This is a genomic window from Cutibacterium namnetense, from assembly GCF_001642025.1.
In the GTDB taxonomy this organism is placed as follows: Bacteria; Actinomycetota; Actinomycetes; order Propionibacteriales; family Propionibacteriaceae; genus Cutibacterium; species Cutibacterium namnetense.
The window spans coordinates 1-12,535 of the sequence record NZ_LWHO01000009.1 but is presented as its reverse complement, the minus strand read 5'-3'; the positions used below and the strand labels follow the sequence as shown (position 1 = coordinate 12,535).

Here is a 12,535-nt window from a genome sequence, read left to right as displayed (position 1 = left end):
TGTCGTCATCACCGAAAGAAGGACCCCCAACATGCCTGCTAAGAAGAAAGTAGCGGCTCTCGTCAAGGTCGCACTGCAAGCGGGACAGGCTACCCCGGCCCCGCCCGTTGGTACTGCTCTTGGCCCCCATGGTGTCAACATCATGGAGTTCTGCAAGGCCTACAACGCTCAGACTGAGGGACAGCGCGGAAACGTCGTCCCGGTTGAGATCACCATTTACGAGGACCGCACGTTCAGCTTTGTCCTCAAGACCCCGCCGGCTGCTGAGCTCATTAAGAAAGCTGCTGGAATCAAGAAGGGCACGGAGAACCCGCTGACTCACAAGGTCGGCAAGATCTCCAAGGATCAGATCCGTGAGATCGCCGAGACGAAGATGCCCGACCTCAATGCCAATGACGTTGAGGCAGCCATGAAGATTGTGGCCGGCACTGCTCGATCCATGGGCGTTGAGGTTGAGGCTTGAGGCCCTAACCCGCAGAAAATTTTCTCACATACTTTGTGGAGGGGCACGCGCTGCCCTCACCACACCTGGTGAAAGGAACCAGATATGAAGCGCAGTAAGGCATATCGCGCAGCCGCCGAGAAGGTGAATCTCGACCAGCTGTACTCCCCGGAGGAGGCCCTGGCCCTGGTTGCTTCTGGTGCGTCGGCCAAGTTCGACGAGACCGTCGACGTGGCTATCCGTCTCGGTGTTGACCCCAAGAAGGCCGACCAGATGGTTCGCGGTACCGTCAACCTTCCCAACGGCACTGGCAAGACGGCACGGGTCCTCGTCTTCGCCACCGGTGAGAAGGCCGAGGCTGCCCGCGAGGCGGGCGCCGACGAGGTCGGTGACGACGATCTCATCGCCAAGGTCCAGGGCGGCTACCTGGACTTCGACTCCGTGGTTGCTACCCCGGACATGATGGGCAAGGTTGGCCGTCTGGGACGCGTGCTTGGTCCGCGTGGCCTGATGCCGAACCCTAAGACCGGCACCGTCACCATGGATGTCGCTAAGGCTGTCTCCGACATTAAGGGCGGCAAGATCGAGTTCCGTACTGATCGTTACGCCAACCTTCACTTCCTCATTGGGAAGGTGTCCTTCGGAACGCAGAAGCTGACCGAGAACTACTTCGCTGCTCTCGACGAGATTCTGCGTCTCAAGCCGAACGCTGCTAAGGGTCGATACCTGCGTAAAGTCACCGTCTCCTCGACGATGGGTCCCGGTGTGCAGATCGATCCTGCCGCCGCTCGCGACGCAGACTGACTGGCTGATGACGGCCCCCGCCACGATGTGGCGGGGGCCGTTTTGGTTTCCCTCGGTATCCCCTCGCGCCGCAGCCTGCTTCGATCTGGATCATTGGGCGCGTGCAGTCTTGAGTATGGTGACGATGGCGTCACGATGCCCGGCATTGCCTGGGCACCCTCATATGCGCGGTACGTAGCGGGGCGGCTGGAGCCCTTTCTTTTCAGCAATTTGGTACTCCATCTCCAGCCAGCTATCCTGTACTGGTTGCCGTAGACCGCTGGTCGGGATTTTCCGCTAAGCATCCGGAGTGACGGATGGCCCGTGCAGGTGAACGCCGAGATGACTTTGTTACCCCGTCGTGCGCCTGTGCACCGGGGTTTCTTTTTTGTCCTCCCTACGGCTCCGGCGCTAGCAGTCCAGCTGCCAGCGCGACGTACGAGAAGTGGGAAGGAGACCCAATGGCTAGGCCTGACAAGGTCGCTGCGGTCGCCGAGCTGAAGGAGAAATTCTCCTCGGCCGACGCTACCGTGCTGACCGAGTACCGCGGTCTCTCCGTGTCGGCGCTCAAGGATTTGCGCCGTTCGCTGGGGAGTGACGCCACCTATGCCGTTGCGAAGAACACCCTCACCCGCATCGCCGCCAAGGAGGCGGGTATTGAGGGACTCGACGACCAGCTCGTCGGCCCCACCGCCCTCGCCTTTATTAACGGTGACGTGGCCTCCGTGGCCAAGGGTTTGAAGAACTTCGCAAAGGACAACCCGCTCCTGGTCATTAAGGGCGGCGTGATGGACGGCAACGTCCTCGACGCCGACCAGGTCAAGAAGCTCGCCGATCTTGAGTCCCGCGAGGTCCTCCTCGCCAAGCTCGCTGGCGGCCTCAAGGCCAACCTCACGAAGGCCGCCGTGGTCTTCAATGCTCTGCCGTCGAAGGCCGCTCGCGGTCTTGGCGCTCTGCAGGAGAAGGCTGCTGCCGATCCGTCTGTGATCGGTGGAGCTGGAGAGGCTTCCGACCAGGAGCCCAAGACAACCGAGACCCCTGAGGCGTCCGCCGCCCAGGACAACACCAACGAGTGAAAGGACGCCCATCATGGCGAAGCTCAGCAACGAAGAGCTCCTTGATGCTTTCAAGGAGATGACCCTCATCGAGCTCTCTGAGTTCGTGAAGCAGTTCGAGGAGACCTTCGATGTCTCCGCCGCCGCTCCGGTGGCTGTCGCTGCTGCCGGTGCTCCGGCTGCCGGCGGCGAGGCTGCTGCTGCCGAGGAGGAGAAGGACGAGTTCGACGTCATCCTCGAGTCGGCCGGCGACAAGAAGATCCAGGTCATCAAGGAGGTCCGTGGCCTCACCAGCCTGGGCCTGAAGGATGCCAAGGACCTCGTCGAGGGTGCCCCGAAGCCCATCCTCGAGAAGGCCAAGAAGGAAGATGCCGAGAAGGCCAAGGAGGCTCTCGAGGCCGCCGGTGCCACCGTCACCCTCAAGTGATCATCTGACTACACGGTCCATAACTAGCGGGGTCTGCTCCTTTCGGGGCAGGCCCCGCTAGTCTGTGGTGACCGCGCTGTTGCGGTAGCTGCGTCGTCGGTAGATGATGCCAACTTGCGTTATCGCATTTAGAGTACTAGTGTACCTCATTGCACCATTGCCAGCGATCGTCCATGCTTGACATGGACGGTTTGTTATGCCCTCAGACCGGCCGACGGGCCGGTTGTAGGAGTTCTCGGAAGGACCGCACATTGGCCGCCACGCGCACTGCGTCGAAGAACACCAACGCCATTTCGCCCCAGTCGGGACGAATTTCATTCGCTAAAATTCACGAGCCGTTGGAAGTTCCCAACCTTCTCGACCTGCAGGTTGAGTCGTTCAACTGGCTCGTTGGCAACGAGATATGGCAGTCCCATGTTGACGCCGCCCTTGCAGAAGGGCGTACCGACATTAACACCAAGTCCGGACTCGAGGAGATTTTCGAAGAGATCTCTCCGATCGAGGACTACTCCCAGACGATGTCCCTGTCTTTCCGGGACCACCGCTTTGAAGATCCTAAGCACAGCGTAGATGAGTGCAAGGATCGCGACACCACTTACGCAGCCCCGCTATTCGTGACTGCGGAATTCATGAACAATGAGACCGAGGAGATTAAGTCCCAGACGGTCTTCATCGGTGACTTCCCGCTTATGACCTCGAAGGGCACCTTCATCATCAACGGCACCGAGCGTGTCGTTGTATCTCAGCTGGTGCGTTCCCCCGGCGTCTACTTTGAAAGGTCTGCCGACAAGACCTCCGACAAGGACATCTTTACGTGCAAGGTGATCCCGTCGCGTGGTGCCTGGCTTGAGTTCGAGATTGACAAGCGCGATACCGTCGGCGTCCGTCTTGACCGCAAGCGCAAGCAGAACATCACTGTTTTCCTCAAGGCTCTCGGTTGGACTGTTGACCGGATCCTCGAGGAGTTCGGCAACCACGAGTCGATCCGTCAAACCCTCGAGAAGGACCATGGCGTCGAGACTCAGGACCAGGCTCTCCTCGACATTTACAAGAAGCTGCGCCCCGGTGAGCCGCCGTCTCGTGACGCGGCCCAGCAGCTGCTCGAGAATTACTACTTCAATCCGAAGCGCTACGACCTGGCCAAGGTTGGTCGCTACAAGATCAACAAGAAGCTCGGCCTGTCCCTGCCTTTCGATCAGCAGGTTCTGACGATTGATGACATCGTTGCGGCCATCCACTTCGTGTGCGCTCTGCATGAGGGCACCGAGACCCTGCCGCGGGAAGGCCAAGACGACATCGTCGTCGAGCCCGACGACATTGACCATTTCGGTAACCGCCGTCTGCGTACCGTCGGCGAGCTCATCCAGAACCAGCTGCGTACCGGTCTGAGCCGTATGGAGCGCGTCGTGCGTGACCGCATGACCACTCAGGATATTGAAGCCATCACCCCGCAGACCTTGATTAACATCCGCCCGGTGACGGCTGCGATTAAGGAATTCTTCGGAACGTCCCAGCTGTCGCAGTTCATGGACCAGAACAATCCGCTGGCAGAGATGACCCACAAGCGCCATCTGTCGGCCTTGGGTCCTGGCGGTCTGTCTCGCGACCGTGCCGGTATGGAGGTCCGTGACGTCCATCCGTCGCACTACGGTCGTATGTGCCCGATTGAGACCCCTGAGGGCCCGAACATTGGTCTGATTGGTTCGCTGGCTTCCTTCGCTCGTGTCAATGCGTTCGGTTTCATTGAGACCCCGTATCGCAAGGTTATCAACGGACGGGTCACCGACCAGGTGGTGTACCTGACCGCTGACGAAGAGGATCGGCACGTCATCGCTCAGGCCAACGCCAAGGTTGACGGCGAGGGTCATTTCGTCAACGATCGCGTTCTGGTGCGTCAGCGTCACGGCGAGGCCGATGAGGTCCCGAGCTCTGAGGTCGATTACATGGACGTGTCTCCGCGCCAGATGGTGTCGGTGGCGTCCGCCCTCATCCCATTCCTCGAGCACGACGATGCTTCGCGAGCACTTATGGGCGCAAACATGCAGCGTCAGGCCGTGCCGCTTGTGCGTACTGAGGCTCCGTTCGTCGGAACCGGTATGGAGTACCGCTGCGCGGTTGACGTCGGTGACGTCACCCTTGCTGAGAAAGCTGGCTCGGTCCTGTCGGTGAGTGCTGACCTCATCGATATCGCGTGTGACGACGGCACTTACCAGACCTACAAGCTGGAGAAATTCCGCCGCTCGAATGCTGGTACCTGCATTAACCAGCGCCCGTTGGTGACGGTGGGGCAGCGCGTCGAGGTTGGCACCCCGTTGGCTGACGGTCCGTCAACTGACAAGGGTGAGTTGGCTCTCGGGCGCAACATGTTGGCCGCGTTTATGCCGTGGCAGGGCCTCAACTATGAGGACGCCATCATCTTGTCCCAGCGGATCGTTTCCGACGACGTGCTCACCTCAATTCACATTGAGGAGCATGAGGTCGACGCTCGCGACACCAAGCTGGGTGCCGAGGAGATCACTCGGGATATCCCGAACGTCTCCGAAGACATGCTGGCCAACCTGGACGAGAACGGCATCGTGCGTATCGGCGCCGAGGTCGGCACCGGTGACATCCTAGTTGGCAAGGTCACCCCGAAGGGCGAGACCGAGCTGACCCCTGAGGAGCGTCTGCTGCGCGCGATCTTCGGTGAGAAGGCCCGCGAGGTTCGTGATACTTCCCTCAAGGTTCCTCACGGCGAGGAGGGCACCGTTATCGGCGTGCGCATTTTCGACGCTGATAATGGCGACGAGCTGGCACCCGGCGTGAATCAGATGGTGCGCGTCTACGTCGCCCAGAAACGCAAGATTTCCATCGGTGACAAGCTCGCCGGACGTCACGGCAACAAGGGCGTCATCTCGAAGATCCTGCCAGTCGAGGACATGCCGTTCCTACCGGACGGTACCCCGGTTGACATCATCCTCAACCCCCTGGGTGTGCCGTCTCGAATGAACGTTGGTCAGGTGCTTGAGATGCACCTAGGCTGGATTGCTCACTCCGGATGGGATATCACCCAGGCTGAGGGTGACTGGGCGGAGCGGCTGCGTGAGGTGGGTCTTGTTGACGTCGCCCCGGAATCACGCTTGGCTACCCCGGTCTTCGACGGTGCTACCGAGGAAGAGATCACCGGCCTGATGGAGTACGGTCACCCGACTCGTGACGGTGAGATGCTCGTCGACTCCGATGGCAAAGCTACCCTCTTCGATGGCCGTACTGGCGAACCGTTCCCGTCCAAGGTCGGTGTCGGCTATATGTACATGCTGAAGCTGCACCACCTGGTCGATGACAAGATCCACGCTCGTTCCACTGGCCCGTACTCGATGATCACCCAGCAGCCGCTTGGCGGTAAGGCTCAGTTCGGCGGTCAGCGATTCGGCGAGATGGAGGTGTGGGCTATGGAGGCCTACGGCGCCGCCTGGGCGCTGCAGGAGCTGCTCACCATCAAGTCCGATGACGTTCCGGGCCGTGTCAAGGTTTACGAGGCGATCGTCAAGGGCGAGAACATTCCTGAGCCGGGCATCCCTGAGTCTTTCAAGGTGCTCGTCAAAGAGATGAAGTCGCTGTGCCTGAATGTGGAGGTGCTCAACTCGGAAGGCCAGGAAATCGACCTGCGCGGCTCTGAGGAAGACACCCGGTCTGGTCTGGGCATCGATATTGGGCGTCGTCCCGGTGTCGATAACGCTATGGCCGACTGACGTGCCCATGTGTCGGGGGTGACGCCGTCATCCCCGACCCTTGAACACAGTCCGTTTGACGGGAGTGGGGATGGGCCCGGACAACCCGCCTCACATAGACACCCCGACTGGAACCCCTTCTGACGAGGAGGGGCTACCACCCACCCGAGTGGGGGAAAGAGAACAATCGTGCTGGACACCAACTACTACGACCGGTTGCAGATCGGCCTGGCCACGGCCGACCAGATCCGTGCGTGGAGCCACGGCGAGGTCAAGAAGCCCGAGACCATTAACTACCGCACTCTTAAGCCAGAGCGTGACGGCCTCTTCTGTGAGAAGATTTTCGGCCCGACTCGTGACTGGGAGTGTTACTGCGGCAAGTACAAGCGTGTTCGCTTCAAGGGCATCATCTGTGAGCGCTGTGGCGTCGAGGTGACTCGTTCCAACGTGCGTCGTGAGCGCATGGGGCATATTGAGCTGATCGCCCCGGTGACACACATCTGGTATTTCAAGGGGGTTCCCTCTCGGCTGGGGTACTTGCTTGACATCGCCCCGAAGGACCTCGAGAAGGTTATTTATTTCGCGGCCTACATGATTACCGCGGTCGATGAGGAGGCTCGTCACCGTGATCTGCCGTCGCTGGAGGCCAAGGTACAGACTGAGCGGTCGCGACTGGAGCAGCGCCGTGACTCCGAGCTGGAGGCCCGCCGGGTCAAGCTCGAGGAGGATATGGCTCAGCTTGAGGCCGACGGTGCCAAGGCCGACGTTCGACGCAAGGTCAAGGATGGTGCAGAGAAGGAACTCAAGCATATTGAGACTCGTGCGCAGCGCCAGATTGATCGTCTTGACGCGGTGTGGGATCGCTTCAAGAACCTCAAAGTTCAAGACCTTGAGGGCGATGAGATTCTCTACCGTGAGATGAAGTCGCGCTTCGGCAAGTACTTCGAGGGTTCGATGGGTGCTGAGGCGATCAAGCGTCGCCTGCACGACTTCGACCTCGATGCCGAATCTGAGAAGCTGCGTGAGATTATCAAGACCGGTCGCGGCCAGAAGAAGACCCGCGCCCTGAAGCGTCTCAAGGTGGTGCAGGCCTTCCTCGATTCTGGTAATTCGCCTGAGGGCATGGTGTTGGACTGCGTCCCGGTTATCCCGCCTGATCTGCGCCCGATGGTGCAGCTCGATGGTGGCCGCTTCGCTACCTCCGATCTCAACGACCTTTACCGCCGCGTCATTAACCGAAACAACCGCCTCAAGAGGCTGGTTGATCTTGGTGCCCCTGAGATCATCGTCAATAACGAGAAGCGGATGCTTCAGGAGGCCGTCGACTCGCTGTTTGATAACGGTCGTCGTGGGCGTCCGGTGAGCGGCCCGGGCAACCGTCCGTTGAAGTCGTTGTCCGACATGCTTAAGGGCAAGCAGGGGCGTTTCCGTCAGAACCTTCTCGGTAAGCGCGTCGACTACTCGGGCCGTTCGGTTATTGTTGTCGGCCCGCAGCTCAAGATGCACCAGTGTGGTCTGCCAAAGACGATGGCTTTGGAGCTGTTCAAGCCTTTCGTTATGAAGCGTCTGGCTGACCTCGAGCACGCTCAGAATGTGAAGTCTGCCAAGCGCATGGTGGAGCGGCAGCGTCCGGTGGTGTGGGATGTCCTCGAAGAGGTCATTAAGGAGCACCCGGTGCTGCTGAACCGCGCACCTACGCTGCACCGCCTGGGTATTCAGGCCTTCGAGCCTCAGCTCATTGAGGGCAAGGCTATCCAGCTGCACCCGCTCGTCTGCTCGGCCTTTAACGCTGACTTCGACGGTGACCAGATGGCTGTGCATCTGCCGTTGAGCCCTGAGGCTCAGGCCGAGGCCCGCGTCTTGATGCTGTCGACGAACAACATTCTCAAGCCGGCTGATGGTCGCCCGGTTGCTCTGCCTTCGCATGAGATGATCATCGGCGCTTACTACCTGACGATGGCCCTTGACGGCCTCAAGGGTGAGGGGCGTGCCTTCGCCTCGCTGGCTGAGGCCATCATGGCCCACGATCTTGGTGAGCTCGAGATTGGTGCCAAGATCAAGCTGCGGCTTAAGAATGTTGTGCCGCCGCACGGCGAAACAGTTCGCGCTGATGGCTCGGTCATCCTTGACACCACTCTCGGACAGGCCCTGTTCAACGAGGTGCTTCCGGACGACTACCCATATGTTGACTTCTTGGTTGGCAAGAAGCAGATCGGCAAGATCGTCAATGACCTCAGTGAGCGTATGACCCAGCTGGACGTGGCTCACGTCCTCGATAACCTCAAGGACATCGGCTACAAGTGGGGTTCGCTGTCAGGCGTGACCGTCTCTATTGGTGACGTCCAGACCCCGCCGACTAAGCCGGAGATTCTCGCTGGGTACGAGGCGCGCGCTGCCAAGGTTGACCGCGAGTACGACCGTGGTGCCGTGACTGAGGAGGAGCGTCGTCAGGATCTGATCCAGATCTGGACGGAAGCTACTGCTGAGCTGACCGCCGCTATGGAGGCCAACTTTACCCAGGTCAACCCGATTCACATGATGGTGGATTCGGGCGCTCGAGGCAGTATGACTCAGATGCGTCAGATTGCCGCTATGCGTGGTCTGGTGGCCGACCCGAAGGGTGACATTATTCCTCGCCCGATTAAGTCGAATTTCCGCGAGGGTCTAACGGTTCTGGAGTACTTCATCTCTACCCACGGTGGTCGTAAGGGGCAGGCTGATACCGCTCTGCGTACCGCTGACTCGGGTTACCTGACTCGTCGTCTGGTCGATGTTTCCCAGGACGTCATTGTGAGGGAGGAAGACTGCGGCACTACCCGTGGCATGCCCAAGACCATTGCTGTTGACGACGGCAACGGCAATTTGGTGCGTGCTGAGGGGCTGGACACCGCGGTGTACGCCCGCTGTCTGGCCGCCGACGCCGTTGATGCCAACGGCAATGTTGTGGTGGAAGCCAACTGCGATCTTGGTGATGAGGAGATTTCTAAGCTCATTGCTGCTGGAATCTCGCAGATCAAGGTGCGCTCTGTGCTTACCTGCGCTGCTGCCCAGGGCTGCTGCGCTCGCTGCTACGGACGCTCGTTGTCGACTGGTCATCTGGTCGACGTCGGCGAGGCTGTCGGCATCATCGCGGCTCAGTCGATTGGTGAGCCTGGAACCCAGTTGACGATGCGTACCTTCCACACCGGTGGTGTCGCTGGTGACGACATCACCCAGGGTCTTCCTCGTGTCGTCGAGCTCTTCGAGGCTCGTAGCCCGAAGGGTAAGTCGCCGCTGGCTGAGGCTGCTGGAATCATCCGTATCGATGAGTCCGATAACCGTCGCAAGCTCGTCCTGGTGCGTGACGATGGTGAGGAGGACGTCGAGTACGTCCTGCCGCGTCGTGCTCGTCTCGAGTTCGACCTGGACGGTACCCACCGCGTGATCCGTGACGGCGTGCGGGTTGCTGCTGGCGAGCAGCTCATGGGTGGTACCGCCGACCCGCAGGATGTGCTGCGTATCTCCGGTGTTCGTCGGGTGCAGGAGTACCTTGTCAAGGAGGTCCAGAAGGTCTACAACACTCAGGGTGCCGGCATTCACGAGAAGCACATCGAGATTGTCATTCGCCAGATGTTGCGCCGCATCACCGTCATTGAGTCTGGAGATACCCAGATGATGCCCGGTGAGCTGGTTGATCGTGCGTCCTACGAGGCCGCTAACCGTAAGGCGGTGGCTGAGGGTGGTCGTCCTGCCGAGGGTCGTCCGGTGCTGATGGGCATCACGAAGGCTTCGTTGGCCACCGAGTCGTGGTTGTCGGCGGCCTCCTTCCAGGAAACCACCAAGGTTCTCACCGATGCCGCGATCAATGGCAAGACGGACACCTTGGTTGGTCTCAAGGAGAACGTCATCCTCGGTAAGCTCATCCCGGCCGGTACCGGTTTGGAGACCTATCGCAATATGCGTGTGGAGCCGACGGCAGAGGCTAAGGCTGCTGCGTTCACGATGAACTATGACCCGTTTGACTACGACTTCGGTTCGGGTTCGGGCGCGGCTGTTCCGCTCGACGATATGGATCTGGGCGATCTGAGCTGACGTAATAGGGCGTCGACTGCGAGCCTCTCCTCCCTTGTAAGGGAGGAGAGGCTTTTTGCATGGGGCGGGGGAGGGCCGCTGTCTGGTGGCGGGCAGGGTTTCCGGCCTGGAGCTTCGTAGCGCGTGGAGCCTCACCCATTAATGCGAATGGGTCGCAATATCATGTACCATGTTCACGGTTCTCTCTCCGGGGATATGCCCGATCCGATGGGCTGCCCGGCTGAGTTGAGCCACCCGTCTCGTTGGAAAGAAGTGATATGCAGACCAGAAAGAACCTACCGAGGCCAGTGATGCTGGCCGTCCTCATGACCCTAATTGCGTCGGTGTTCGCGCCGATGTCCTGGGCCGCGGACGCCAAGGTGGTCCTCAGTAAAGATCACACGGACGCTTTCTACATCACCACTGAGACTGGTGCTCCCGTCGTCAATGTCGATAATGGGCTTCAGTCACGCAAGTACGATCCAAACAAGGTCGAATTCCAGATTCAGTCGGATACGTACGGTAAGCAATACCGGCTCACCGGGGTGAGTAAGTCGCCCCTCGAGGGTTACTACACTGGCAGCGAAAATACCGATGGATGGTTCGAACCTGGCTGGAATGCTCCCGGTTTCAAGAAGAACGGATTCGACGCACTGCGCGTCAACTTCACTGCTGTTACCGGCCCTGGCAAGGTCTATCTCCTCGGAAACTCACCCGAGGGGGACGAGAATGGCAAGCTCGGCGCCTTCCTTGCCGATGGCACATATCAGGTCGGCAAAGGGGCATCGTTACCGATCAAGGGTCATCAGCATGCCCACTGGTTCTTCACCCATGCCGGCAAATACACGATGAGCGGGGTTGCCGTCGGTACTAAGACTGATGGGAAAGAAATTTCGTCGCAGCCGTTCACTCTTTCCTGGGATGTTCTGAAGTCAGACAATGACAAGCGCCCCGGTGCTTCGGATGGCCATTCAGGACAGCCCGATCCCGCGGATAAGCCCTCTGGTGAGCCTCACGACGCGGCAGCGCCGAAGATCGACGATACTAAGGTTGAGATCGCCCAAGGGCACCTTGACGTGTTCGCTGGTATCGCCCGTAATCGCAAGCTGTTGATGGCTATCAAAGACGACCGCAGTGGCGAAGCCATCTACCGCGCACCCGAGGCAGTAACACTGCGCGTGGGGGAGAATACCTACCGGAAGCTGCCCCCGAGCATGCACGATCGCTTCGCGCCCGCCGGGTATCTTCTGGCCCAAAATGGCGAGAACCAGCAAGAGGCATTGTTCCCCGGCTGGGACACCTATGGCGTCGCGCCCGATTTCCAGGCTGTTGACATCGACTTCGTCGATGTCAAGGGGCCAGGGAAGGTGTACATGTTCATGCAGGGGATCGGTCAGCTGCGTTCCCCGCTGGCGTCCGGCTCATGGGTGCTGGCCTCGGGGGAGTCCATCTCGCAGAAGAAGCCCGGCCATGTCCACACCAACTGGTTGTTTGAGAAGCCAGGCACCTACACCATGAAAGTCCGCTTGAAGGGAGTCCCCGTCAAAACAGGCGATGGCAAGGCCGTTGCCTGTGAGCCGGTGACGTATACGTGGGTCGTCGGGGACCGAACCGGTAGCCAGCCCACGGTGGCGCCGACGACTCACCCTTCAGCTACGGCGCCGAGCGCCCAACCATCTGCCGTGGTCAGTGCTCGCCAGCATGTCAAGGGGGTGGATGAGAAGATTGCCCCGGGTACCCAGCCCGCCGCAATGTCGACGATGGATTCTGGCGTGGTCTCCTCGAATAGGGTGAAAGCCCCGCAGCCGACGACCATCGGCTTGCCTCATACGGGCATCTGAGGAGCACATAAGCCAAATCATTTCTGGTTAGCTATTTCGCTGCAGGTCCGGCCACCGCGAATGCGGTGGCCGGACCTGTCTGCCATTCGGCTCGTCCGCGGCCCAGGGCACTAGCGTTATCCAGGCAGGATCGTGACCAGGATCCTTGGGATTTCGGAGCGGGCATCTATGTCCTGACTACCCCTTTTGTAAATGGTGTTGACAAAATCGCGGGGGGGGGGGGGGGC

At 59.9% G+C, this 12,535-nt stretch carries 7 protein-coding genes; all 7 read left to right on the top strand.

The window, feature by feature from the left end; translation table 11 throughout:
• Window positions 1-31: 31 nt before the first annotated feature.
• Window positions 32-463, top strand: coding sequence for a 50S ribosomal protein L11 (rplK, locus tag A5483_RS08995; RefSeq protein WP_063811646.1), 432 nt, complete (start codon window positions 32-34; stop codon window positions 461-463).
• Between the two features lie 84 nt (window positions 464-547).
• Window positions 548-1,246: a 50S ribosomal protein L1 gene (rplA, locus tag A5483_RS08990; protein WP_063811645.1), complete on the top strand. Its 699-nt coding sequence runs from the start codon at window positions 548-550 to the stop codon at window positions 1,244-1,246.
• Between the two features lie 440 nt (window positions 1,247-1,686).
• Window positions 1,687-2,301: a 50S ribosomal protein L10 gene (gene rplJ / locus A5483_RS08985; protein WP_003866501.1), complete on the top strand. Its 615-nt coding sequence runs from the start codon at window positions 1,687-1,689 to the stop codon at window positions 2,299-2,301.
• 13 nt (window positions 2,302-2,314) lie between these two features.
• Window positions 2,315-2,707: a 50S ribosomal protein L7/L12 gene (gene rplL / locus A5483_RS08980; RefSeq protein WP_003866480.1), complete on the top strand. Its 393-nt coding sequence runs from the start codon at window positions 2,315-2,317 to the stop codon at window positions 2,705-2,707.
• A gap of 251 nt (window positions 2,708-2,958) precedes the next feature.
• Entirely contained in the window at window positions 2,959-6,438 is a 3,480-nt protein-coding gene (rpoB, locus tag A5483_RS08975) for a DNA-directed RNA polymerase subunit beta (RefSeq protein ID WP_153023085.1), read from the top strand.
• 168 nt (window positions 6,439-6,606) lie between these two features.
• Window positions 6,607-10,488 carry a DNA-directed RNA polymerase subunit beta' gene (locus A5483_RS08970; protein ID WP_063811642.1) on the top strand — a complete coding sequence of 1,294 codons (3,882 nt, stop codon included), beginning with the start codon at window positions 6,607-6,609 and terminating at the stop codon, window positions 10,486-10,488.
• A 257-nt stretch (window positions 10,489-10,745) separates the two neighbouring features.
• Window positions 10,746-12,308, top strand: coding sequence for a choice-of-anchor M domain-containing protein (locus A5483_RS08965; RefSeq protein WP_063811640.1), 1,563 nt, complete (start codon window positions 10,746-10,748; stop codon window positions 12,306-12,308).
• Window positions 12,309-12,535: the final 227 nt, after the last annotated feature.

Bases quoted from the DNA above. Each gene is read 5' to 3' on its own strand.
- rplK (WP_063811646.1), top strand. From the start codon at position 32: ATGCCTGCTAAGAAGAAAGTAGCGGCTCTCGTCAAGGTCGCACTGCAA.
- rplA (WP_063811645.1), top strand. From the start codon at position 548: ATGAAGCGCAGTAAGGCATATCGCGCAGCCGCCGAGAAGGTGAATCTC.
- rplJ (WP_003866501.1), top strand. From the start codon at position 1,687: ATGGCTAGGCCTGACAAGGTCGCTGCGGTCGCCGAGCTGAAGGAGAAA.
- rplL (WP_003866480.1), top strand. From the start codon at position 2,315: ATGGCGAAGCTCAGCAACGAAGAGCTCCTTGATGCTTTCAAGGAGATG.
- A5483_RS08965 (WP_063811640.1), top strand. From the start codon at position 10,746: ATGCAGACCAGAAAGAACCTACCGAGGCCAGTGATGCTGGCCGTCCTC.